The organism is Saccharothrix luteola, from assembly GCF_020859565.1.
GTDB classification, from domain to species: Bacteria; Actinomycetota; Actinomycetes; order Mycobacteriales; family Pseudonocardiaceae; genus Actinosynnema; species Actinosynnema luteola.
This window is the reverse complement of sequence record NZ_JAJHUO010000039.1, coordinates 58511-82500: the sequence shown is the minus strand read 5'-3', so window position 1 is coordinate 82500 and position 23990 is coordinate 58511. Positions and strand designations below refer to the sequence as shown.

The window sequence follows — 23990 nt, the reverse complement described above, 5'->3', positions numbered from 1 at the left end:
CGGGACATCGCGGCTATCAGGTTGCCTGGGTGGGGCCGGGTGGCCCGAGCCGAAGGGCTCGTGCCGTGGCTGGTGGTCGACGACGCCGGTGTGCCGGTGGCGCCGATCCGGCGGTATCTGACGGACTTCGTCGCCGGTGACACGAGCGGGAGTTCGGTGCGCAGCTACTGCTACGCGTTGCTGCGCTGGTGGCGGTGGTTGCGGGCGGTCGATGTGGAGTGGAACAAGGCGACCCCGGCCGAGGTTCGCGACCTGGTGTTGTGGATGAAGCAGGCGACCAAGCCGCGTCGGTCACCGAGAACGACGTCGGCGGTCACGGCGGGGACGATCAACCCGATCACCCGCAAGCGGTACCTCGGTGACCGCTACGAACCGCGCACCATCAGGCACTCCAACGCGGTGATCCGGGCGTTCTACGAGTTCTGGGTCCAAGATGTGAGGGAAGGGCCGCTGATCAATCCCGTCCAGCTCGACCGGCGTCATCGGGGACGGCGACCGCACGCGCACCACAACCCGCTGGAGCCGTTCGGTCCGGAAGGGAAGATCCGGTACAACCCGAAGCTGCCGAAACGACGTCCGCGGGAGATACCCGACGATCGCTGGAACGACGTGTTCGCCGGGCTGCGCTCGAACCGGGACCGGGCGCTGCTGGCGATGGACGTCAGCTGCGCGGCTCGCGCGACCGAGCTGCTCGGGATCCGCGGGGTGGACGTGGCCTGGGGCGATCAGCTCGTCCGGGTGATCCGCAAGGGCACCAAGGCCGAGCAGTGGCTGCCTGTCAGCGCGGAGTCGCTCGTCTGGCTGCGTCTCTACCTGGCCGATCTCGGCGACCCGCCAGCTCCGGACGAGCCGATCTGGTGGACCCTGCGCCGCCGCGACCACGGCGACGGCCTGCGTCGGCAGCCGTTGGACTACGAGGCCTTGCGCGCGGTCTGGCGGCGGCTCAACGCCGCGTTGGGCACCAACTGGACCATGCACGACCTACGGCACACCGCCTCGCTGCGCATGGCCCGCGACCGGACCCTCTCGATGCGGGACGTGCAAGTCATCCTCGGCCACGCTCACCTGTCCACGACCGCGGATGTCTACACCGTCGAGGACGAGGCCAAAGTGCTGCGACGGGTGCTCGACCATCTGGCCGAGCGGGAGCAGCGGGCGCAGAAGCCGCCTGCGCCGGTCGCGGCCGGGTACGCGGCTGCCGACCTGGCGATCCTGTTCGGGGGCGGACCCCGGTGAGCCGGGTCGTCACCGGCGCCTCGCGCCGGACCTCGGGAACCTTTCTGATCAGCCACCAGCCACCGCCCCTGGCTCGGACGGCCGGCCCCGCGGATCACCTGTCCCCGGCCGAGGTGCTTGCCGTGGTGCGGCAGTTGCCGGTCATGCCCGGTGCCGATGGCAAGCGGGCCGGGGTGGCGCAGCGGGGTGCGCACAAGATCCTCCACTGGCTGCTCACCTACCCCGGGGACACCTGGCAGCAGCGATGGCTGGCCGCCGGGGCGGACGCGGACAAGAACTGGATGCAGCCGATCGAGGACGCCGACACCGGGGACACCCGCACCCCGACGGCCAAGCGCACCGAAACGTTGCTCGGGCTTACCTGCCTGCTGCTGTGCCGGGTGGTACTGCCCGACTACGACTTCCTCTCCCGCCTCAAGTCCGCGCGGGTGTTCGCGTTGACCAGGGCGGTGTTCTCGCCGGAGGTGTTCGCTCGCATCGAGCAGGCCGACGTGCGCGCCCACATGAGCACGCGCCAGTTCCTCACCGGCGTCGCGGCGATCACCAAGATGGTGTTGCACACCGGCCGCAACCCCGAGCACCTGACCGTTGAAGATCTGTTCGCCCTGCGAGGCTGGAACCTCGCCCACCGCAGCTACGCCGGGTCCGGCACCTCTGAAGCGTGGGACCTCCTGCGAGCCGCCGGAGTCCTCCCCGTCGAGGGACCCATGCACCAAGCCCTGTTGCACGGACAACGCAGCACCGCCGACCTGGTCGACGACTACGGCATCCAGTGCTCGCCGGTCCGGGACCTGCTCGTCCGTTACCTCGACGAACGCCGGCCCGGCGTGGACTACGGCACCTTGCGCAACATGGCCAGCATGCTGACCGGCGCGTTCTGGGCCGACATCGAACGCCACCACCCCGGCATCGACAGCCTGCACCTGCCGGCCGGGGTCGCCGAGGCGTGGAAGGACCGACTGCACTTCGTCACCAGGGAAAACTGGCCGACCAAGGTCCGAAAGAGCAGGCTGAGGATCCTCATCGCGGTCAGGTCGTTCTACCTCGACATCCAACAGTGGGCCGTCGAGGACCCGAGCTGGGCGGAGTTCGCCGTCCCCTGCCCGGTCCGCCCCACCGACACCCAGGGCGGCGCGAAGGCGGACAAGAAGAGAACCGCCGAGATCCATCAGCGGATCCGCGACCGGCTGCCGCACCTGCCCGTCCTGGTCGACACCGCCGAGCGGCACCGGGCGGAGCAGGCGGTGCTGCTGAAGATCGCACAGGCCGCGCAACCCGACGAGAAGTTCTCCCACGGCGGTGTCGACTACCAGCGGATACACACACCCAAGCATGTCTGCGCGCGCAACACGGCGACAGGAGAACTGGTCAACCTCACCCGCGCCGAATCCGACGCCTTCTGGGCCTGGGCGATCATCGAAACGCTGCGCCACACCGGCATCCGGAAAGAGGAACTGCTGGAACTGACACACCTGGCGCTGGTGTCCTACCGACTACCCGACACCGGCGAGGTCGTGCCCCTGCTACAAATCATGCCCTCCAAGACCGACCAGGAACGGCTCCTGCTGGTCAGCCCGGAACTCTCCAGCGTCCTGGCCACGATCATCACCCGGCTCCGCCACGACAACAACGGCAGCATCCCGCTGGTCTCCCGCCGCGACAGTCACGAGCACGTCCTCGGACCGAAACTGCCACACCTGTTCCAGCACAAGACCGGCTGGAGCCCGACCGTGACCAGCACGGCGACCGTGCAGAAGTCGATCGACCACATCCTGGCCCTCGCCGGGGTGACAGATCATGCCGGCCGGCCGCTGCGCCACACCCCGCACGACTTCCGCCGCATGTTCGCCACCGACGCCGTCACCGGCGGACTGCCCGTCCACATCGCCGCACGGCTGCTCGGCCACGCCACGGTGACCACCACCGAGGCCTACCTCGCCGTCTTCCAGAACGACCTGATCCGCTCCTACCGAACCTTCCTCGACCACCGACGAGCGACCCGCCCCAGCGAGGAATACCGGGAACCCACCGACGAGGAATGGCGCGAGTTCCAGCAGCACTTCAACCTGCGCAAGGTCGCGCTCGGCGACTGCGGCCGCCCCTACGCAAGCCCCTGCCAGCACGAGCACTCCTGCCTGCGCTGCCCCATGCTGCGCATGTCACCGACACAACGCCCACGACTGGTGGAAATCATCCACAACCTGGACGAACGCATCACAGAAGCACGAGTGAACGGCTGGCTCGGCGAAGCCGAAGGACTCACCTACAGCCTCGCCAAAGCCAAAGAGAAACTCGTCAGCCTCGACCGAAGCCTGAACCGAATGCGCGACACCCCTGGCCCGACTGTCCTCGGCATGCCGATCATCAGCGGCCCACATTAAGCAGTTCTCAATCGACGTCCACTGACACGAGCAGCCTTCTGCCTATCGGCCTAAATACTGGTGACGATCGTCGGCCGCTTGACTCCCTCAGTCACCCATTTTCCGGCAGCATCTAGCGGATGGCCAATTGTTCATCTTGGCGAGTAGTGCGTCGGCGCAGTCGAGGCGGAGTTCGAGTTCGGCGTAGGCATTTGCCGACGCGGCCGAGGGTCGGTAGACGAAAGTGCGGTGGCCGTCATACAGGTAAGCGAACCGAGTCCGAACTCGACGCAATCGACCTCCAGGTCGTGGACGCGGCCGACCTCGTCGATAAGCGTGTTCATCGAGCGCGGCGGTTGTCGGACGCCTTAGGGTACAGGCGATCATCGCAGCGGAGATGAACATTGAGGTGGAATATTCGTGTGTGTCGCCCCTACCTCCTGTGGTCAAAGTAGTCGGACACGGGGACGGGAGTGCAGGTCGAGGAAGACGGCTTGAGAGCCAGTCCTTGCCGCCAGCCCAAGACTCCGACGCTGCAACGATCCGTAAGGCAGCGGATTGCACCTGGTCACGGCATGGTAGGTGGCCAACCCACAAGAGCTATTGAGCGACAGTCGGGTCGAGTGCGACGAGCATTCAAACAAGACTCTTGGGTGGTTGACAGCCTGTTCCCGATCATGCACTATCGCGGTAGAGACAGGTGAGCATCCAGACAGAGATCAGCTTCTCGAACATGAAGCCGGGGGGCCTACATGACTATTCTAGTACGTATCGAATTTCTACGTTCTGCGTTGATCAGGTAGACGAGAACGTGCCCCCTTCGCCTGAGCAGGCAAGAGCGCTTGCGGCACTGCCACAGGACATCGCTACGCTTTCGAGCCTTACCGATCTTGTGACACCAATGGCGTTAAGAGTGGCCGTCACTTTACGTATATTCGACTTCATCGACTCCGGCCACCGCACGCTGCCATCGTTGATCGATGCGGTCGATGCCCATGCGCAAATGTTGGAGAAATTGCTCGATCACTTGTGTTTCATCGACGTTCTGCGACTGACTGACGACCGCTACGAACTGACCACCGTCGGCTCGCTGTTGGTGCGCAAAAACGATGCAATCGGCACTACAGCGGCGCTCGACCTAGCCAGCGTGGCAGGAAAATTGGAAATGGCGGTCACCGAGCTGCTGCATGCGGTACGCACCGGCGAGACGGTCTGTCAGGGGTTTTTCGGAGAGGACGTTTGGCGGCATCTCAATTCCGGTAGTTACACCGACGCCGACATGGAAGTCTTCGCTACCGGCTCGCGGGTACCTGACCTGGACTTCCTTGTCGAAGGCTTTGACTGGGCGAACGTGGGACACGTCGTCGACGTCGGCGGAAACACTGGCACGGTGGTGCAAGCGCTGCTGGACCGATACGTGACATTGCACGCTACTGTCATCGATCTGCAGTGCTTCACCGGGTTAGCCCGGCAACTGCTCGCTCGGTTCAGCGCGCGCTGCAAAGTACGCACCCAATCCTTCTTCGACCCGTTGCCGGAGGGCGGTGACGTCTACCTGCTTTCCGCGATTCTTTCTGACTGGCCCGCACAAGATGCGTCCCGGATTCTGCGCAACTGCGTACATGCGGCCGGGAGTGGCGGCCGGGTGGTCGTGTCGGAACTGCATTTGAACGGTTACTTTCTCGACCCGGCACAGCCGACGAGAACCGATCTGCTTCTTGCAGCATCAATGCACGCCCCGGATCGGCCGATCGAGGAAATCATGGAGTTGGCAGACGCAGTCGGACTGAAGCATGTCGCTACGACCAAATCACGCATCCGGTCGATCCTCGAGTTCCGCTGCCGCTGAAATCTGTTATTAGCGACCGAGCCATATCTGGAGGGAGTTCAGCATGTCCGCGCCAACCTTGGAACCGCAGCGAGACGTCATGGGCGAAATCGAGACCGCACTGAACAGCATCGACGGCATGAGTTCGTTCAGCGGGGCCGCCCGCGGTTTCGTCAAGGGCGAGATCAGCCTGGACGATGCGGTCAACACGATGATGGCGTTCTTCGAGGGCGACATTTCGGGCCGGTCCGACGAGCGCAAGCGGCTGATCCAGCTCGCGCAGACGCTTGAGGCCAAGTGCGGCACGATCTCGCTCACCGTGAGCGTCGCGAGCTGTACCGCGGTCACCAGCTGTTCGCCCTGCTGTTGACACCTGCCGGGCGAGTGGTATCCACGCCGCTCGCCCGGTGCGCAGGTTCTGGCGCCCAGAAAGGTGGTTCCGGTGAGCGCACCGACTGATCGACGCGCACCATTGCTCAGCAGTGCCGTGTTCGGTACGGACGTGCCGCTGCTCGACGAACGGCAGGCGATCGAGCTCGTCGTCGGACTCGGTGAACTCGACATGCGCGCGGTGCTGCGCCGAGAGGTCACCGTGCAAGATGTTTCCCGCCGGTGCAGGTGCCTCCTGGTGCGCGTTCCCGGGAGTGGCTGGGCGGTCAAGCAGGGCGCCAACACGGAGACGCGGGAGTCGCTCGCCATCGAGGCCAGCATGTACCGGCGGCTGATGGGATCGCCGATGCAGGGCTCCGTGCCGCGGTACGTCCACGATGATCCCGCGCACGGCGTGCTGGTCGTCGAGCTCGTCGACGGGGTCAGCCCGCGTGAGCACGAACGCGAGCAACCCCGCGAGGCACGAGCTCGGTACGCGGTGCGGCTCGGTCGAGTCCTTGCCACGCTGCACGCGATGCCGACCGTGGCCTCGGACGCCCGCACGCCACCGCGCATCCTCACTTGTCACCAGTCGAGCCTGGAGTCGATCGAGTTCCACAGCCCGGCGTCGCTGAGAGTGTTGGAGAGGATCCAAACCAGCACCGCCTTGACCGGTGTGCTCGACTCCGTCGCGGCCGACTGGTCACCGATTGCATTGAGCCACAACGACCTGCGAGCGGACAACATAGTGGTGGACGAGCACACCGACCGCCTCACCGTGATCGACTGGGAGATGGCCGGGCTCGCTGACCCACGCTGGGACCTCTGCTCACTGCTCGCGGAACGGCTCGCGTGGTGGCTCGCCGACCCGGATCTCTGGTTGCCCGAACCCGGTGCGGACGCCCGGTCGGCCGCAGCGGCGGGTCTAGTCGAGCTGCACGTGTTCGCGGGCTGCCTGCTCGCCGGTTACGGGGATGCGACGGTGGACGCCGCGATCGTGCGGTGGATCGCGGCACGTCTCGTGCAGACCGCGATGGAGCACTGCCACCGTGACGTGTCCATCTCTCCGCTGGCCGAGCAAATGCTGCAGATCGCGGCTAACATGTTCCGCCGTCCCGAGGAAGCGGGCCGGCTGTTCTTCGGCATGGACCTATGACGCTGCGCCGAGAACACGACGACTCCATCGCCGCGGCACTGGATGCGGTGACGATCACCGACAAGCACGAGGTGCTGTGGTTCGGCGAGCCGGTCGACCAGATCAGGCCCCTGCCGGACGGCACGGTGACCGAAGCGCTCCAGTCCTCGCTGAGCCGGTTGCTCTACCGCACGTGGTACGTCTACGGCAGGCCGCGACGCGATCTCGACCTGATCGTCGGCGACTCGGACGCGAAACCGCCCAGCCAGTCGCCGCGCTTCATCCGCGCGGCGATTGCCGCCAACCGCGGCGCGGAGACCTTCCAGGCCTCGTACCCGGTCGAACGGACCGAGCGGGGTGAGTTCGCGGTGGTGTCCGGGGTGCGGGTCGCGGTCTCCCAGCTTCCAGACGTTGTGCGCGACGGCGAGCGGATCCGGGTGGACGTCTCCGGTGTCTCGGTCACGAAGTCACCGGGATTCGTGCTGTTCACCTCGAGCGAGGGACCACCATCGGCTGTCGGCGAAGAGCCGCTGATGCGGGTGTACTGGAACGTGACGCGCGACGGTGCGCTCGCGCTGGTCGGCGAGATCACCGAGGCGCTCGCCGGGACCGCTTACCAGTTCAAGGTGCTGCAGTCCGACCGCGGCTGGCCGGATCGTGCCGACGCGGCCGTGTTGTACTTGACCAAGAGCGCACTGATCGGCGTATGGCCTCAGCTCGCTGCCGTGCGCGCCCGCATCGCGACGATGTTGCGGCCCTACTCGCCCGCGCTGACCACGCCGATCGCACCGGGCGTCGGCCTCGCGCAGGATCCCGGCGTCCGCCTCGACAGCTTCGGCACGTACGTCTGCACCGCGCTGGCCCGGCACATGGTCCAAGGCGCACGAGTGGAACTGGCGGATCTGATCGGGATCGGCAGTCACACCGCTCAGGTGATCGCGAATTGCCCCAAGTTCATCGTCGATCCTGCTCCGGCACCCAGGGTGCACGACTGGCTGGCGAAGGCGGGCGAGCTCGCCGACCAACTGGTCGATGGCGCGTTGTGGCACGGTGACCGATGCACCTGGCTGGGGACTGACGGCGACTCGGTGCGGTCGGTCGACGCGAGCTTCTACCAGGGCACCGCCGGAATCGGCTGGGCGCTCGCACAGATGCAGGCGTTCACCGGCAACCCATCCCACCGAAACCACGCCTACGGCTCCATCCGGCAGGCACTCGCCACCGCGAGCGACCTGCCGGGATACGGGCTGCACACGGGCACGTCGGGTGTCGGGATGGCGGTCGCGATGGCGGGCCGGTGGCTCGACGACCCGGACCTGCTCAAAACCGGCGTGGACCTGACGCATCAGGCGGCAGTGTCCTACCTGGACACTGCCGAGGCTCCTTATGACCTCATCGATGGCGCGGCGGGCATCGTCCTCGCGTTGATCGGCAGTGACCGGCTGGTTGACACCAATGGCCTCGACCTCGCGGTCGAGGTGGCCACGCGAATGGTGAGGGAAGGGCGCGAGACCGCATCCGGCGGCCTGTGCTGGCTTGATGCAGGACGGGAGGACAAGGCCGGTTTCGTCGGGCTCGGCCACGGCGCCTCCGGTTGTGTGCTCGCGCTCGGCGCTCTCGCGACCGCGACAGGCGACGTGAGGTGGGCGGACGCGGCTCGGCGTGCCTGCGAGTACGAGTACGAGTGGTTCGACCCGGGTGCGTCGGACTGGCGGGACCCCCGGGTGTGGCTGGAAAGCGGCGGCCTCGAGTACTCGGGCCGAGGCCACGGGCTCTTCCGGTCCGACTGGTGCTACGGCACGCCGGGGTTGTTGCTGGCGAGGTTGGCGGTCCCCGGCGGTGCCGAGAACGACGTGCGCATCGCACTCCACCGGACCCGTGCGGCTGCGCAGCGGTTTCCCGCTCACGGGTACGCGACCGGCACGTGCCACGGTGCTGCCGGCCTCGCCGAGGTGCTCTCCCTCTTACCGCCGGATCTGCGTGAACCAGAGGACGAGGCCATCGTCGACCACCTCACCAGGATCGCCGTCGCGGCGGCCGATCCGGCCGACCCTGGACTGATGATGGGCATAGCGGGTGCTGCTTGTGCAGCTCTGCGACGCCACTGTGACACTGCAGTTTCCGCAGCACTCCCCTTTCCCCGGCTGGAGGACCGATATGAGTGCCGATAATGGGCAGAACGAAGTGCTTGCCGCGTTCATGGACGAGATGAAATCGTCCATGGCCGATGTCGAAGGGGTGGACGACTTCACCGAGACGGCCCGCAGTGTAGTCGTGGGCGAAATGGCCGTCGACGAGGCAGTGCCCCGCATGATGGCGTTTTTCACGGGTGAAACGGCGGGCAACCCCGTTGAACGCGCCCGATTGGTCCAGCTAGCCCAGGAGATAAAGAGTCGGGCGGGACTGGTTCCCATTGTTCTGCTCAGTTTCTCGACTTGCCGAGACGTGCTGAAGTCGTAGCGCGAGCATACGCTAACATCGCCACATGTCCGAACAGGCAGATTCTGTGCTGTCCGTGCTCGAGGTCCACAAGAGCTATGGCGACGTGCCCGTGTTCACGGACGTGACGTTCACCGTCGCGCCGGGAGAGGCGCTCGCGATCGTCGGCCGCAACGGCGCGGGCAAGTCGACGTTGCTCAAGTGCCTGGTGGGGGCCGAGATCTACGACGACGGCAGCGTGTTCTTCCTCGGCGAACCGCTCGACGAGACGTCCTCGGCAGTGCGCGCTAAGATGGCATCTTTGTTGGACGACGTGGACTTCTTCCCGGATGTCTCGGTGGTCGAGCATCTCCGACTGCTCGCCTGGCTACACGGCACCGACGACCCGGAGCAGCGGGTGCAGGACATAGTCGCCGACCTCGGGTTGCAGCAGGTCCGAGACCAATTGCCGCCGACGTTGTCCAGCGGTCAGTTGCACCGGCTAGGCCTCGCGTCGTGTTTCGTGCGACCGCGCGAGCTACTCGTCCTCGACGAGCCGGAACAACGACTTGACATACAAGGGAGACTTTGGCTGGGCGAGCGGTTGAACGAGGAGAAAGCGCTGGGCGTCGCGGTGGTGTTCGCGTCACACGACGAAGAATTGGTCGACACGGTCGCAGACCGTGCGATCCAGCTCCCGTCATGAGCGGGAACCGATTGACCGTGGCCGCGCGAATCCCTTCCGTCGGCGAGGTGCGGAAACGCCAGAAGAGCAGTTCCGAATCTCATCCCGGGTGGCGCGTCAAGCTCGTGACGTGGTACGAGCGACTGATTTACGTGGCTGTTTTTGGCGGCATTGCTTATGAACTCGCCTCAAGCGGGCTCAACAGCGCACCACGCGAAGGAACGGCCTGGACGGCCAGCACGTCGGAATGGTCGTACTCGTGGCTCTCCCTGCTTGTGGCCCTGATTCTCGCAAAAACCGTTTTGGCCTTCGGACCGATTTTCGCAGGCCGGGAACAAACGTTCTGGATCCTCAGCTCACCGGTGGACCGCGCGGCGCTGCTCCTGCGGCGGTTCCTCGTCCTGGCCGCACTGGGTCTGCTGCTCGGTGCGGTATGGCCAGCCGTGGTGCTCGGCGTCGTCAAGTACGCGCACGAACCGGCCGTCGCACAGTTCGTCGTTTCGGCCGCGTTCGGCCTGTCCATCGTCTCCGGCGCTGTCGTACTGCAACGCACCCGCGTCCGGGCGCACCGGGTACAGCTGTGGCTGAGCGGGGCGATCGCGGTCGCGGTGCTCGCACAGCTCTACGGCCTGACCGCCCAACCCGCAGTGCCCAGCCTCCTCGCGCCGGACGCGGTGCTCGCAGTGCTGCTGCTGGTCGCCGCCGCGGTCACGTTCGCCGCAGTGCGGGCGTTGCACCACATCCGCCGCGCGTCGCTAAGCGCGGGCGCGGCACTGGCCTCTGTCGTGGCGGTGTCGGTGAGCTGGTTCGAGCTGAGCCTGCTCGGCTCGATCATGGTCGAACGGCGGGCGCTGCTGCTGGGCCGGGTCCGTTCTGCCCGGCTTCGCGGCTCGGGCTTCGCGGTGCTGGTCTGGGTGGATCTCCTGCGGATCCTGCGCGGACGCAATGCGCTGCTGGTGTGGGCCGCACTCATACCGGTGCCGATGGTGATGGCGCTCAGCGCGGCGGTCGACTTCGTACCCGCGTTCCACTTGGTGGCGGCGTTCCTGGCGACCGACAGACTGGCCGGAGGATTGCGGTTCGTCTGCCGGTCGCCCGCGATGCGCCGGATGCTCGGTGTGCCGGTGCGGTACCTGCGGACAGTTCACCTGGTGGTTCCCGGAGCGGGAGCGGTGCTGTGGTGCGCCGTCACGGTGCCGCTGACACCGGGTTTGACCCTCGCCAACGGCGTCGTGTCTGCACTGGGCGCGGTAGCCGTGACGTACCGGATCGCGACCCGACCACCGCTGGACTATGCGGCTGCCGCCATTGACTTCGGGCTGTTCGGCCCGACCCCGATCGGTCTCATCGTGCAACTCAGCCGCGGACCCGCGCTGTTGCTTGTGCTGGCAGGCGTCCAGATGGCCCTTATATGAACTTGCCGTCGACATCCATTGGTCGCATGCCGGTCGAGCTGCAAAGGCGATCAACTGCTCTACGCCGTTCGCAAAAGGCAGTGACCGTCGCGGTTCCTGGTATCGGACCATTCGGCAGAGGTGGGATGCTCTTCAGGCGGCGTTAGAATCGGTTATGCCAGGTCGCCAGCCAAAGCGCCCGCGCACTCCAAGAGACCAAGCGGCAGCAAGCCTGCGAGACCAGAGCAGTGATTAAGTCGAGCAGCAGGTCGCACATATAATAATTTCGTTCGGGTCGGTGAAGGGCCAGAACGACAGCTCCGGCATCACTGCGAGGCCAGGTATCTGGCCTGGCAGGTGATCATTTTGTCCGCGTCGGTGACTCCCGTGACCGGTATGTCACCGACGCGCTTAGGTAACGACGACACCCGTGTTTCGCGGTCATCGCATTCTTGTGTGCTGAGGGCCCAACGTGCGGCTTCCAGGTCCGCGTCGACCGAAGGGTCGACGGGAAAGGAGGCCGAGGCGAAACTGCAGAGTAAACGCACCTTCACCGGCGCGGTATCGGGCCCCATGACCTGGTTTTCGAGGAACATCACGGCGAGCAACGCAGCGGCAATGATTGGCACGCCGAGTGCCACGGTGGCGATCGTGGTGACGCGCCTGCGTAATACTTGTGGTCGGGGTGTCCGCCAGCTCATGCGAGTCCTCTTTCCTTGCTGTCCAGGCGGTATCCGATTCCACGCACTGTCGTGATGCTGCGTCTGCCGAAAGATGCGTCGATCTTGCGGCGCAGGGTACTGATGTAGACCTCGACCAGGTTGGGGTCGGGTTCGCGGGCCTCGTCCCACACTCCGGCGATGATCTCGATCTTGGACACCGCCCGGTCCCGGTGGCGCAGCAGGAACTCCAGCACCGCGAACTCCTTGGCGGTCAAGGTGATCGGCGTGTCGCCGCGGCGGCAGGTCCGGGCAGCCGGGTTCAACTCCAGGTCGCCGGCGCGCAGCACGGCGGTCCGTGGTGTACCGCCGCGGCGCGCCAGCGCCCGCAACCGGGCCACCAGCACCAGGTAGGAGAACGGCTTGGTCAGGTAGTCGTCCGCGCCGGTGTCCAAGCCCTCGACCTCGTCCAGTTCACCGTCCTTGGCCGTCAGCATCAGGATCGGCGTCCACACTTCCGCCGACCGCAATTGTGCGCACACCCGGTAGCCGTTCAACCCCGGCAGCATCACGTCCAGCACGATTACGTCATAGGCGTGCTCGGTAGCCCGCCACAGTCCATCACGCCCGTCGTATTCCACGTCGACGACGAAATTCTCCGCCGTGAGCCCGCGAACGAGCAGACCGGCCAACCGGCGATCGTCCTCCACCACCAGTACTCGCATGCCGACACTATGCCCCATTGCGGTCACGAATACTGAAAGACGCTTCAGGTTGTTTCAGTCTCCTCTTAGGGGCTGTCCGGCACGGTGGCAAACGCACGCCAGATCTACGAGGCAGTATCAGGTGCCTCGGTTCAACAATCATGACTCAACCTACGGAGGGCAAGTGGTACGAAAACTCATCCGGGCTCTCGCCATCACGGCCGCTGTCGCCGGACTCTCCCTGACGGCGTCACCCATTACCGCGAACGCAGTCCCTGTCGGATCGGCGGATGCACCCGCGAGCGTGGCGAACGAACCGCCGAACTGGACCCCGTCGGACATCGGCACTATGGCCTGCGGGGTCTTCCTCGACGATGATGACGACAATGGCCCTGGCGGCACAAGTGTGCTGAACCCCATTTGGCTCAGGAGTGGCCCCAGCGCAGGCTGTGACAACGCGAGCGGCTACACGCTCGTGAAAGGAACGCGACTTGGCGGCTGGTGCTTCACCTACAACTCGTCGGGGAACATTTGGTACTACGTCAGCGTCGGGGGTACGGATCCGCACGGCTGGATTTATTCGGGAAACGTCACGGCTGACCAGAGCACAATCACCAAGCCCTGCTCTAAGAGTTGAATGAGCAATTCCTTGAGGTGACACACTGATCTGCCAGGGGGTTTGCCCGGCCCGTCCGGGTAAACCCCCTGACTCACGGAAAGGCTTGGCCGAATAATGGAAATGCCGTTATTGAAACCGTGTCTCACGTGGCGGGTTTGGCGAGTCAATTAAAGCAGATCAGTGTTCCGGCGAGGGTGAGGAAGGCGCAATAGTTGTCTGCGTAGCGTTTGTAGCTGGCGGTCAGGCGTCGGAAGGCCTGCTTCGATCAACAGCTCTGACCGGCTAGAGAACCTATGGCGAGGAAGTGGGCGACCACGGCGACGTCGCCCACTCCCGGCACCGCCGCAACCAGCACAGCAGTCTCGGCAACACCGTCCTGGTGCTGCTCGGCGTGCTCAGCGTCGCACTGCTTCTGCCCAGGTTGTGACACCACACCGACGATGACCGAACTTCCGAACCTGTCCCACCCGCAGCGGAGTGACCGTCATGACCAGCATCGGCGACGTGCTCGCCGTACTCAACACCAGCCTCAAGGCCGTGTCCCGCGAACTGAAAGCGACGAGGGCCCACCAGGCGGACGTCAGCCAGGTGGAGATGACCATCGTGCACCTCCACGGCTCGTTCCCGGATCCCGAACTCTGGAGGATCGAGGGAGTGCTGCGCCGCGCACAGCCGCAAGTGCCACAACTAAGCAGCGACACTCTACTAGGGCGTGTCCGCCGGGTCATGATTGTGTTTTGTCGGGTGTGGCGCGGATCCAGTCGATGGTCTCGACGATGTCGTTGGTGGCCTGCCAGTGCAGCGCGAGCTTGTCGTAGCGGGTCGCGATCGCGCGGAACTGCTTGCGGCGGTTGAACCCCCGTTCGACCTGGTTGCGCCGCTTGTAGGCATCGGCATCGAACGACGGGGGCCGCCCACCGGCCGATCCCTTGCGCAGCCGGTTTGCGACCTGATCCCGCCGCTCGGGGATCACCGCCTTGATCTTCCGACGTCTCAACGACGCCCGGTTCGCCCTGCTGCCGTAAGCCTTGTCCGCGGTCAACGAGTCCGGACGCCCGCGCGGCCGACCGACACCACCCGGCCGTGGCACGGCGACGGCGTCCAGCAGCGCGTCGAGCTGCCTGGTGTCCGCCGCCTGGCCGGGCGTGACGCGGGTGGCCAGGGAACGACCCCGGCCGTCCGCGATAGTGTGGATCTCGGACGTGAGGCCGCCCTGGGACCGGCCCAGACTTTGGGCTGCCCGCGATTCCTCCGGACTCAGCCCCTTCTACGGGCACCCGCCGCGTGCCGGTGGGCACGCACGATCGTGGAATCGGCCTGCGCGTCCCAGTCGATGTCGCCCTCGGCCTCGGCACGCCCCTGGACCTGCCGCTTCACCCGCGCCCACGTCCCGTCGACAGCCCACCGGCGATAACGCTCGTAACAGGTCTTCCACGGCCCGTACCGCTCCGGCACGTCACGCCACGGCGCGCCCGTCCGCATCCGCCACAGGATCCCGTTGACCACCCGCCGACGGTCACCCCACCGACCACCCCGCCCAGACTTCGGGCCGGGCAGCAACGGCTCCAAAATCGCCCACTCCGCATCCGTCAGATCACCACGCGCCACAACACAATTTGATCAAACCCACGATCAACGACCCGGCGGACACGCCCTAGCAGGTTGGCGCTGCCGGGATAGCCCAGAGCGCGGATCTCGGCGAGCGGGTGGGTGACCGGGATATCGGGTTGCCGCACCAGACGGCGGCGCAGGTGGTCGCGGTAGGGGTCGACCATGCTTCGCCGGTAGGGCGGCGGGCGCCGCAACTGCTCGGCGGAGGGGATACGGGCATAGCGCTTGACCGTGTTGAGCGACACGCCCAGGCGTCGAGCGCATTCCAGCAGCCCGACACCTTGGTCGAGCAGGTCGTGGATCGCGGCGTGCCGCTGCAGGGCCCGCTCCTCTGCGGCCTGGGTTCGTCGTGCCGGTCCGACGTACCAGCACGTGCTGTGCGCGGTCACGGTTTTCTCCACCGCCGCGACCAGGTTGTTCCAGATGTGCCACCGGTCGCCGATCTGAATCGCGTCCGGGGCGCCTTGGCGGACGGCTTCGGCGTAGGTGGCCGAGCCGTCCCGATAGACCATCCTCACCCGGGATGTTCACGCAGCCAGGCGGTCAGGGTCGCGGCCCTGCCGGTCGGGCAACACGTCGACCCGGCGGTGGGTGACCGCGTCGATCAGCACGGTCGCGTAGCGACGACCGCGCCGCAGGGCGAAGTCGTCGACCCCGAGCACCTCCACCGCCTCGACCGGCGGATCGGGCAGGGCGTGCACCAACCGCAACAGCGTGCTCCGACTGGTCGGCAGTCCGAGACCGGCGGCCAGGCGTGCTCCGGTCCGGCCAGCCAACGCCAAGCCGATGCGCTCCAACGCGGTGCGCGACAACAGGGTGCGCCTCGCGTGCTCGACGGTCAGACCGTCGACCTGCTCGACGAACGTCCCCACCTCACAGTCCAGGTGATCGCAGAAGAACCGACGCACCCGTAATCGCAGCACCACCGGCCGACTGGCCACGGGCGCGTCGTCCAACTTCCGGTCGTAGCGGACGTGCACCCGACCCGACCGCACACCGCAGGACGGGCAAGGCGCGGACTTCACCGTCGTACACGCCCAGATCCGCACACCCGAAGAGGTCCGCTCGACCCGCTCCACCATCACACCGGCAAGATGCGGCAGCAGAACGTCCAACCAGTCACGATCACACCCTGACCATGATCGCAGGCACCTCAGGCCCACCAGCGGCTACCCGATCTCGTTGATCACGCAATCAGCGACAGAAGCACGCTCGTTTTACAGTCCCGTGAAGTCCCCCGAGCCGCTTACCGAGCGTCTGCTGATTCCCTGGAAGCCAGAGGGATCCTGGCGGTGAACCGGGCTCCGTCGTGGTGGTCGACAGCATCAAGGGTGCCGCCGTGTGCGGCGGCGATGCGGCGGGCGATGGGCAGGCCCAGGCCGGTGCCGCCGGTCTCGCGGGTGCGGACGTCGTCGAGGCGGGTGAAGCGGTCGAAGATGCGTTCACGGTCTTGGGGCGCGATGCCGGGGCCGTCGTCGGCTACGTCGAGGACGGCAACGGTGTCGGTGGCGCGCAGGATGATGGTGATACGGCTGGTGGCGTGGCGTTCGGCGTTGTTCAGTAGGTTGGTCAGTAATTGGGTCAACAGAGCTCGACTGCCTCGTACCACCGCCGGGTGGTCGGGTAGGTCGACGGTGACGGCGTGCCGCGAGCGTCGACGGCCGGTGTCGTCTCTCAGCATGGCACCCAGGTCCACGGCGTCCGACACGGGCGCGGTGGCGGTCTGGTCGAGGCGCGCGAGCAGGAGCAGGTCGGTGGCCAGGTGTTGCAGTCGGTGGGTATCAGCCAGGGCGGCGTCGACCACGGTGGGCCAGTCGGCGAGTTCGGGATAGGCGGTGGCGATCTCCAACTCGGTGCGCAGCGCGGCGATCGGGCTGCGCAACTCGTGGGAGGCGTCGGCGACGAACCGCCGGTTGTCCTCCACGGCCGCTTCCAGCCGGTCTAATGTGGCGTTGACCGTGGCGGCCAGTTCGGTGATCTCGTTGCGACCGCGTGGCACCGGAACCCGGCGGGTCAGGTCGTGCTCGGTGATCTCGGTCATTTGTCGACGTATCTCTTCCACCGGACGCAGCAAGCGCCCCGTTGCCACCCACACGATTATTGCTATGAAGATGCAGAAGCCTATGAAAAACATGGCAAGCAACCGAAATGGATGACCGAGGATGTCCTGCGCATGACCGATCGCGAACCCATGCCCGTAACATTGACCCGATAGGTTGCCCGAAGTGCACATCCAGATCGTGTCGTCGAACGGAACTTCCTGGTAGCCAAAATCCGTCAAGATTCCACGAATCATCTCACGCAGTACGACCGTCTGCTCACGCATGTAGATGACCGTGACGACGGCCGCCGTCAACAAGGGCACGGCCAATACCGTGGTGACGGTCATCGTCACTGTCATGCGCAGTGAGCCTTTGCGCTTCTTCACCTCTTGCGCCCCTCGGTCACCAGTCGGTATCCGACACCCCGGACGGTGGCGATGGTTCGAGTTCCGAACGGTGTGTCGATCTTGCGGCGCAGGGTGCTGACGTAGACCTCGACGAGGTTGGGGTCGGGCTCGCGGCTCTCATCCCAGACCCCGGCGATGATCTCTGCTTTCGTCGCGACGTGCCCTCGACGGCGCAACAAGTATTCCAACACCGCGAATTCCTTCGCCGTCAGCGCGATCGAGCGGCCGTCACGACGGCAAGTCCGCGCGATCGGGTCCAACTCCAGATTACCGAGCCTGAGCACTGGCGGACGGGGTGTGCTACCGCGCCGGGCCAGAGCTCGTAGTCGGGCGACCAGAACCAGGTAGGAGAACGGCTTGGTCAGGTAGTCGTCGGCTCCGGTGTCCAGGCCCTCGGCCTCGTCCAGTTCCCCGTCTTTGGCGGTGAGCATCAGGATCGGCGTCCACACCTCGGCGGCCCGCAACCGTGCGCACACCCGGTAGCCGTTCAAACTCGGCAGCATGACGTCCAGCACGATCACGTCGTAAGCGTGTTCACTCGCCCGCCACAGGCCATCACGACCGTTGTATTCCACATCGACGACGAAATTTTCTGCGACGAGCCCGCGGACGAGAAGGCCCGCCAGTCGCCGATCGTCCTCCACCACCAGTACTCGCATGCCCCCCACTATGCCTGTCAAAGCTGAAGTCGACTTCAGGGAACTTCAGCGCCGCCTCAGGGCTGGCCGGATACATTTGTGACATCGCCGATCCGGAGAATGTGACATTACGCAAAAAGGTAGTATCGACCGGATCGGCGTATTCACTGGTGGGCAACGCTACGGCAGGACCTGGCCGGATCCATTTCGAGAGCGAGTAGCCCGCACTTATAATAACCAAGCAGCTTGTCGGCCGGTAAGCCCATCTTCGTAGTCCGGTTAAAGTCCGTGTGGTTCTTCGCCGGGGCGCTACTGCTGCCCGTACCGCTGCAAGCGGTCCTGATCGCCGTCAGCTTCACCCATGAGTGGTACAGGGTGTTCCGGCGCCGCGCGGTAGCCCACCGCAAGGTCTTCTCCGCCTGCACCGTGCTGCTGGCCACCGCCGCCACGACGCTGGTGCTGGCCGCGTTCTACCCCGGTGTCGACCCAGGCCGGCCCTTGATCGCGGCGCTGGGCGGGCCGCGCGGCGTGATCGCCCTGGTGCTGGCCGGAGTGATCTACCGGCTGGTCAACTACGCCTTGGTGGTCGGCGCGATCATCGCCACCAACCCCGACAAACCGGCGCACCGGGCGCTCGGCCCGGCCTCGGACCAGCTGCTCATCGCCGCGGCCGTCGGCTTGGGCTACGCGGTGACCCTGGTCATGGTGCACCAGCCCTGGACCGCACCGCTTCTGCTGGTCACCATCCTCGCGCTGCACCTGGGTCTGCTGCTGCCGCAGTTCCGCGCGGCGGCCCGCACCGACGGCAAGACCGGCCTGGTGTCGGCGCAGTGGTGGCACGACCAAGCCTCCGCCGAACTCGAACGTGCCCGTCGACTCGGCGGCCCGGTCGGCGTTCTGATGCTGGACCTCGACCACTTCAAACGCATCAACGACCGCTTCGGCCACCCCGCTGGGGACGACGTGCTGCGCGCGGTGGCCGAAGCCATCCGCCGCGCGGTCCGCGGTACCGACCTCGTTGGCCGCTGGGGCGGTGAGGAGTTCGCCGTGCTGCTACCGGGTGTCGACACCGCCGGCGCGGCGGCGGCAGGCGAACGAATCCGGGCGATGGTCTCCGTGCTCCGGGTGCCCACTCGCGACCACACCGGCCAACAGGTCGTCGTCACCGATCTGACCCTGTCGGTCGGTGCCGGGGCGTTTCCCACGACCGCCGCCACGGTGGCCGACGTGCTGCTGGCCGTCGACGCCGCCCTCTACGAAGCCAAGAACAGCGGACGCGACCAAGTGCGGCTCGCCGACGTCGGCGCGGCCTGAGGACGCACATCCCGTGGTGGAAAGCTCGCGCGGCAGGACCGGGTACCGGGCGGTCTTCGCCCTGGGAGCGTTCCGCGCGTTGTTCACCGCCCACGTGATCTCGGTGGTCGGCGACCAGCTCGCCCGCGTCGCGCTGGTTGTACTGGTCTACGACCGCACCGGCTCACCCGCCTGGTCGGCCCTGGCCTACGCACTCACTTTCCTGCCCGCGCTGATCGGCGGCCCGCTGGTCGCGGGCCTGGCCGACCGGTATCCGCGGCGCACCGTCATGATCGTCGCCGACCTCGTGCGCGCCGCCGTGGTCGCGCTCATGGCGTGGCCGGGTCTGCCCTGGCAGGCGGTGTGCGCACTGCTGATCGTGGTCCAGTTGGCGGGCGCCCCGGCCGTGCCCGCGCGGTCGGCACTGCTCCCGGCGCTGATACCGGATCCGGCCGTGATGCGCACGGGAATCGCCGCCCTGTCCACCGTCACCCAACTGGGACAGATCCTGGGGTTCGCCGCCGGCGGCATCCTGGTCGGTGCCATCGACCCCGGCGGGGCGCTCCTGGTCGACGCCGTCACCTTCGCTGCCTCCGCGCTGCTGGTCGCGGTGTTCGTGCCGTCGATCGCCACAACGGGTTCGCAGTCGCTCGGCTGGTGGGAGCGGATTCGTGCCGGAGCGACGGTGGTACGGCGAGACGCGCACCTGCTGGTTCTCGTCGGCTACGCCGCCCTGTCCGGGACCTACATCGTCGGCGAGGCCCTGGCCGCCCCTACTCCGCGCATCTCGGTGGCGGGCCGGCGACCGTGGGCATGTTCTTCGCCGCCTACTCCGCCGGCTGCGCCGCGGCGTCCCTCGCTGTAGCCGCGCTGCCCGAGCCCGTTCAACTCCGGTCGATGCCGCTGCTGGCCGTAGGAACCGGCGTGCCGCTGCTGGGCTGTCTGTTCGACCCGCCGATGCCCGTGGTGGTGGGACTGTTCGTCCTGTCCGGCGCCGCGTCCAGCTACCACGTTGTCGCCCAGCCGACCTTCGTGCTGCGCACACCCGACGCGCACCGCGGCCAGGCCGTCGGCTTCGCCATCACCGCGATGCAGGCTGCCCAAGGCACCGGCATCACCCTCGGCGGCCTTGCAGCCGAACTCTTCGACCCGCACATCGTCACCGGCACGGCCGGTGCCGTCGGTGTCATTGCCGCAACGCTCTTGGCAGGGCGGTGGCGAACACTTCAGTCCCGAACCTGACCTCGCGGCCGGCGACCGGGAACTGCTGGGGCACTGCCGGGCAATATTGAGTAATTCAGTTCATACGACTTTCTGGCAGGTCAAACCGGCCGTCCGCCGCCTTGTCGGTGGGCGCGGCACACTCTGCGGCACCGCAGCACACAGGGGCAAGCCGCACAACATGGCTTGCCCCTGTGTGCTGACGGCACCGCCTTCCGAGTGTGCCCCACCGACAAGGCGGCTTTGCCGGCCGGTTCGACCACCTTGGTAGACCACTCCTGATTGAGCAGCGAGTCGGTCGTCGACCAGGTGGATCAGCGGCTACAAGCTCAGCGGCTACAAGCCACGAAGTCGACGGGGCGTCCATCGTCACGTCGATACGGAGAAGGCCCATGTCGTTTGACCAGCCGTCCGCCAGGATCGCCTCACCCGAGATCGTCACGCTCATCGACACCGTCGTCGGGCACCACTGGGACCGCGAGCAGGCCGACTATTACCAGCAGGACCCGGACCACCGTTCGGGTCACATCTTCGACGCACTGAGCGCCATCCTCAGCTGGCTCGAAGCACCCGGCGAACTCGTCCAGTTCCACGAGATTGTCTCGGCCTGGAGCAGCGGCGAAGAGAAAGACCGCGCACTCCGCAGCCACCTGATCGACATCGCACCAGACGACACCCGAGCGAGCCTGGCAGCGGCTGCCCTGGAGCGGCTCGACGCCTACCAGGAGCACCACTGGTCCTTCAGTTTCGACGGCATCTACCGGCGGCTCGCGGCCGAGTTGGCTCCCGAGATCGTGGACCGTCTCGTCGCCGGTCGCTATGACGGTGAACTCGCCGCCGACCTGCTCGACTTGCTGATCAACCACTCACCTGATCTCGCCCGATCGCTGTGCCACCGACTTCGCACACACCACGACCCCGCGATCGCCCGCCTGGCCCGCCGCGGACAGGCTTCCCTTGACCCGGACAGCGTCGTCGACGACCTGATCACTGCCGACATCGATGCCGACGAACTGGCCGACCTGCTGCGTCCGCTCGACATCACGGCCCTGGACGACACGCGCCTACACCGCCTGACGAGGGTCCTGCTCGATCGGTACCCCTACGGCGCCGATCCGGACTTCATGTCCGAGGACTACTCACCCAACAGCGTCTACAGCATCCGCGACCGTCTGCTCGTCCAACTGGCCGCGCGGGGTGACCACGTCACACTAGCTCTGCTGCGTGAGAACCGTCCCGATCTTGACCGCACGGTGCTCGCGGCACACCTGCGGCGGGCCTGCGAGCAGGCAACCAACCTCGCCTACACCCCGCTCGACCCAGCCGACCTGCTCACGTTGCTCAGTCAAGCCGACACCCGACTGATCCGCACCGCCGACGATCTCCTCGACGTCGTGCTGGAAAACCTCCGCGAACTCCAACACCAGATCACCAACCGCGGCGCGTTCAACGACCTGTGGAACCTCGGCGAACCTCCCTTCCCCAAGGCCGAGGACATCATCTCCGACTGGATCCAACGCAACCTCAACCCTTTGCTGGGCACCACCGCCGTCATCGAGCGCGAACCCCAGGCCCGCCGAGTCAGGCCCCGCGGCACAGGAACCAGGATGGACCTCACCGTCACCGCCCCGATCGCCACCCAACCCGGCAGCACAGCACGAGTGATCATCGAAGCCAAGCTCGTCAACCACCCCGACCTGCTCACCTCACTACATGAGCAACTGGTCGAGCGTTACCTGCAACGAACCCGAACACGACACGGCATCTACCTCGTCTACTGGGTCGACCCCACATGGCGGCCGTCGGACTGGACAAGCGCGCACCGACGCGACACACATGCACTACAGCAACAGCTGACCGAGCAAGCAGCCCAAGTCGACGCTGAATACGTCGTTCACCCGTTCCTGCTCGACATCACTCCGCCGTACCCACCGTCAGCACCGCGAACGGGCGAATAAGCACGACCGACCAGCCCGCTCGAGAGCGCCCACATGGTGACCGCTCCGCAACGACACCGGTGAACAATCCATCATCACAACAGTCGGGAGGCGCGTCATCGCACTGAACAACCGCATCACCGATGTCACCCGACGCCGCCTCCTCGACGCCCTGGCTCGCACGTCTTGGAGCGGCGAGCTTGACGAGGTCGACTTCCTCGACCGTCTCTACGACCTCGACCGACTGCCCAGCACCGACCCACGGCACGCCACCGCGCGCGAGGACATCATCCGGCACCGCCGAGCCAACCTCGACTGGGACGAGGACTGGATCTTCCACGACGAACGGTTCGAGCTGGCCCACAGCGACCAGGCACTCGTGGAGTTCCTGGCCGAAATGCTCCATCCCGCGGTCCGCACCGACCCCGACGACGTCGAGCGCCTGCACGCCCTGCTCAACCGGATCCTGGCCCACGACGGCTACCAACTCGTCCAAGTCGACGACATCAGTGGCGCACCGGTCTTCGCCGCCCACCGCATCGGCACGGGCGTGCCCGGCACGGGGAAGAACCTGATCTTCGCCGCCGACGGGCCCAAACCGGAGATCGTGCTCCGCGACGCGGTCAACAACGACATCCGCGTGGTGAAAAACGAGCAGTTCTGCCTCGTCTACGACCGACCCCTACCCGGCCGCGGGCTGACCTGGGCGGACCTGACCAACTGGTGGGCCGACCGCGAAGGACTGACCGGAGCCCACCCGGATGAGATTGCGAGCAGCCTCTACCAACGTTTGAACCGCTCCCTGGGCACCAACGACGCCGAACGCATCATCCTGCGCGCCTACGCCGACCGCTACCTCCGGCTCGGCCCCGACATCCCCGCCCTGCTGCCCCAGGTGTACCTGCACTACGACCCCTACACCCGAGCACACCATGCACCCGCCGCCGCACCGCTGGCGCGTCAACGCATGGACTTCCTCCTACTGCTGCCCCAACGCATCCGCATCGTCATCGAATGCGACGGCCACCAGCACTACGCGGACCCCACCAAACAGGCCGACCCCCGTCGGTACGCCGACATGATGGCCGAGGACCGCGAACTGCGCCTACGCGGCTACGAGGTCTACCGCTTCGGCGGCATCGAACTGACCGACACCCGCACCAACCGCCAACAACTCGCCACCTTCTTCGACCGCCTCGCCGAACGCTACGCCACTTGAGCCCATCCGACCGCAACCAACCATCGGTCCGTGGCTCGATACGCAGATCACCCGTCGAGCGCACCCCTCACGGGACGATATCGCTCCACGCCTGGTCCCGGACCGAGTACAAAGGCCCGGACTAGGTCTGACCTTGGCCAACAACCGCTTGTGCCTAGCAGCCTCGACGCGGCCGTCGAACACGACCAGCTCGATGGCGTACGGCAGCTTCTCGG

The 23990-nt window shown here is 66.2% G+C and carries 22 protein-coding genes; 15 read left to right on the top strand and 7 right to left on the bottom strand.

What is annotated here, in order from left to right:
* Nucleotides 1–39: 39 nt before the first annotated feature.
* The 9 genes from LNK82_RS40330 (at nt 40) to LNK82_RS40290 (ending at nt 11446) form a co-directional block, all read left to right on the top strand.
* Nucleotides 40–1236: a tyrosine-type recombinase/integrase gene (locus LNK82_RS40330; protein WP_230572137.1), complete on the top strand. Its 1197-nt coding sequence runs from the start codon at nt 40–42 to the stop codon at nt 1234–1236.
* Complete coding sequence (locus LNK82_RS48055) at nt 1233–3617, top strand: tyrosine-type recombinase/integrase (RefSeq protein WP_230572136.1); 2385 nt, start codon at nt 1233–1235, stop codon at nt 3615–3617. The genes LNK82_RS40330 and LNK82_RS48055 overlap by 4 nt, the downstream gene beginning before the upstream one ends.
* Nucleotides 3618–4296: 679 nt before the next feature.
* Entirely contained in the window at nt 4297–5445 is a 1149-nt protein-coding gene (locus tag LNK82_RS48050) for a methyltransferase (protein WP_230572135.1), read from the top strand.
* A gap of 43 nt (nt 5446–5488) precedes the next feature.
* Nucleotides 5489–5794 carry a hypothetical protein gene (locus tag LNK82_RS40315; protein ID WP_230572134.1) on the top strand — a complete coding sequence of 102 codons (306 nt, stop codon included), beginning with the start codon at nt 5489–5491 and terminating at the stop codon, nt 5792–5794.
* Nucleotides 5795–5866: 72 nt separating this feature from the next.
* On the top strand, nt 5867–6949 hold the full coding sequence (locus LNK82_RS40310) for a phosphotransferase family protein (protein WP_230572133.1): 1083 nt from the start codon (nt 5867–5869) through the stop codon (nt 6947–6949).
* Nucleotides 6946–9099 (top strand): lanthionine synthetase LanC family protein, encoded by a 2154-nt coding sequence (locus LNK82_RS40305; RefSeq protein WP_230572132.1) that lies wholly within the window; start codon nt 6946–6948, stop codon nt 9097–9099. Before LNK82_RS40310 ends, LNK82_RS40305 begins: the two co-directional genes overlap by 4 nt.
* Complete coding sequence (locus LNK82_RS40300) at nt 9086–9388, top strand: hypothetical protein (RefSeq protein ID WP_230572131.1); 303 nt, start codon at nt 9086–9088, stop codon at nt 9386–9388. The genes LNK82_RS40305 and LNK82_RS40300 overlap by 14 nt, the downstream gene beginning before the upstream one ends.
* 25 nt (nt 9389–9413) lie before the next feature.
* On the top strand, nt 9414–10052 hold the full coding sequence (locus LNK82_RS40295) for an ABC transporter ATP-binding protein (RefSeq protein ID WP_230572130.1): 639 nt from the start codon (nt 9414–9416) through the stop codon (nt 10050–10052).
* Between the two features lie 17 nt (nt 10053–10069).
* Nucleotides 10070–11446: a DUF6297 family protein gene (locus tag LNK82_RS40290; RefSeq protein ID WP_230572129.1), complete on the top strand. Its 1377-nt coding sequence runs from the start codon at nt 10070–10072 to the stop codon at nt 11444–11446.
* Between the two features lie 305 nt (nt 11447–11751).
* Here LNK82_RS40290 and LNK82_RS40285 read toward each other — a convergent pair whose 3' ends face one another.
* Nucleotides 11752–12066: a hypothetical protein gene (locus LNK82_RS40285; RefSeq protein ID WP_230572128.1), complete on the bottom strand. Its 315-nt coding sequence runs from the start codon at nt 12064–12066 to the stop codon at nt 11752–11754.
* Between the two features lie 56 nt (nt 12067–12122).
* Entirely contained in the window at nt 12123–12809 is a 687-nt protein-coding gene (locus LNK82_RS40280) for a response regulator transcription factor (RefSeq protein WP_230572127.1), read from the bottom strand.
* 902 nt (nt 12810–13711) lie between these two features.
* Here LNK82_RS40280 and LNK82_RS47325 point away from each other — a divergent pair.
* Nucleotides 13712–13834 (top strand): hypothetical protein, encoded by a 123-nt coding sequence (locus LNK82_RS47325; protein WP_268997881.1) that lies wholly within the window; start codon nt 13712–13714, stop codon nt 13832–13834.
* Nucleotides 13835–14131: 297 nt separating this feature from the next.
* On the opposite strand, the gene LNK82_RS40270 is transcribed toward LNK82_RS47325, so the two are convergent.
* From LNK82_RS40270 to LNK82_RS40250, 5 genes are all read right to left on the bottom strand, one after another.
* Nucleotides 14132–15015 (bottom strand): IS5 family transposase gene (locus LNK82_RS40270; RefSeq protein WP_372470778.1). Its coding sequence is split into 2 segments (ribosomal slippage): nt 14132–14670 and nt 14670–15015, totalling 885 coding nucleotides; the frame shifts between segments, so codons are not numbered across the junction.
* Nucleotides 14997–15530 (bottom strand): hypothetical protein, encoded by a 534-nt coding sequence (locus LNK82_RS40265; protein WP_230572126.1) that lies wholly within the window; start codon nt 15528–15530, stop codon nt 14997–14999. Before LNK82_RS40265 ends, LNK82_RS40270 begins: the two co-directional genes overlap by 19 nt.
* 15 nt (nt 15531–15545) lie before the next feature.
* Nucleotides 15546–16133 carry a transposase family protein gene (locus LNK82_RS40260; protein WP_230572125.1) on the bottom strand — a complete coding sequence of 196 codons (588 nt, stop codon included), beginning with the start codon at nt 16131–16133 and terminating at the stop codon, nt 15546–15548.
* A 131-nt stretch (nt 16134–16264) separates the two neighbouring features.
* Nucleotides 16265–17446, bottom strand: coding sequence for a sensor histidine kinase (locus LNK82_RS40255; RefSeq protein ID WP_230572124.1), 1182 nt, complete (start codon nt 17444–17446; stop codon nt 16265–16267).
* The gene (locus tag LNK82_RS40250) at nt 17443–18126 is read right to left on the bottom strand and encodes a response regulator transcription factor (RefSeq protein ID WP_230572123.1); all 684 of its coding nucleotides are present in this window, start codon (nt 18124–18126) and stop codon (nt 17443–17445) included. The genes LNK82_RS40255 and LNK82_RS40250 overlap by 4 nt, the downstream gene beginning before the upstream one ends.
* Before the next feature lie 225 nt (nt 18127–18351).
* Between LNK82_RS40250 and LNK82_RS40245 the strand changes: the two genes are divergently transcribed.
* The 5 genes from LNK82_RS40245 to LNK82_RS40225 all read left to right on the top strand — a co-directional run bounded on the left by LNK82_RS40245 (nt 18352) and on the right by LNK82_RS40225 (nt 23775).
* Entirely contained in the window at nt 18352–19419 is a 1068-nt protein-coding gene (locus tag LNK82_RS40245; protein WP_230572122.1) for a diguanylate cyclase, read from the top strand.
* A gap of 16 nt (nt 19420–19435) precedes the next feature.
* Nucleotides 19436–20263, top strand: a complete 828-nt coding sequence (locus LNK82_RS40240; RefSeq protein WP_230572121.1) for an MFS transporter — start codon at nt 19436–19438, stop codon at nt 20261–20263.
* Nucleotides 20212–20640, top strand: a complete 429-nt coding sequence (locus tag LNK82_RS40235; protein ID WP_230572120.1) for an MFS transporter — start codon at nt 20212–20214, stop codon at nt 20638–20640. Before LNK82_RS40240 ends, LNK82_RS40235 begins: the two co-directional genes overlap by 52 nt.
* A gap of 371 nt (nt 20641–21011) precedes the next feature.
* Nucleotides 21012–22577 (top strand): DUF8371 domain-containing protein, encoded by a 1566-nt coding sequence (locus LNK82_RS40230; RefSeq protein ID WP_230572119.1) that lies wholly within the window; start codon nt 21012–21014, stop codon nt 22575–22577.
* 70 nt (nt 22578–22647) lie between these two features.
* Nucleotides 22648–23775 (top strand): AbiJ-related protein, encoded by a 1128-nt coding sequence (locus LNK82_RS40225; RefSeq protein ID WP_308257475.1) that lies wholly within the window; start codon nt 22648–22650, stop codon nt 23773–23775.
* Nucleotides 23776–23990: the final 215 nt, after the last annotated feature.

What these genes read in the sequence shown, in the direction of transcription:
- LNK82_RS40315 (WP_230572134.1), top strand. Translation starts at nt 5,489, where the DNA reads ATGTCCGCGCCAACCTTGGAACCGCAGCGAGACGTCATGGGCGAAATC.
- LNK82_RS40305 (WP_230572132.1), top strand. Translation starts at nt 6,946, where the DNA reads ATGACGCTGCGCCGAGAACACGACGACTCCATCGCCGCGGCACTGGAT.
- LNK82_RS40300 (WP_230572131.1), top strand. Translation starts at nt 9,086, where the DNA reads ATGAGTGCCGATAATGGGCAGAACGAAGTGCTTGCCGCGTTCATGGAC.
- LNK82_RS40295 (WP_230572130.1), top strand. Translation starts at nt 9,414, where the DNA reads ATGTCCGAACAGGCAGATTCTGTGCTGTCCGTGCTCGAGGTCCACAAG.
- LNK82_RS40280 (WP_230572127.1), bottom strand. Translation starts at nt 12,809, where the DNA reads ATGCGAGTACTGGTGGTGGAGGACGATCGCCGGTTGGCCGGTCTGCTC.
- LNK82_RS40265 (WP_230572126.1), bottom strand. Translation starts at nt 15,530, where the DNA reads ATGGTCTATCGGGACGGCTCGGCCACCTACGCCGAAGCCGTCCGCCAA.
- LNK82_RS40250 (WP_230572123.1), bottom strand. Translation starts at nt 18,126, where the DNA reads ATGCGAGTACTGGTGGTGGAGGACGATCGGCGACTGGCGGGCCTTCTC.
- LNK82_RS40235 (WP_230572120.1), top strand. Translation starts at nt 20,212, where the DNA reads ATGTTCTTCGCCGCCTACTCCGCCGGCTGCGCCGCGGCGTCCCTCGCT.
- LNK82_RS40230 (WP_230572119.1), top strand. Translation starts at nt 21,012, where the DNA reads ATGTCGTTTGACCAGCCGTCCGCCAGGATCGCCTCACCCGAGATCGTC.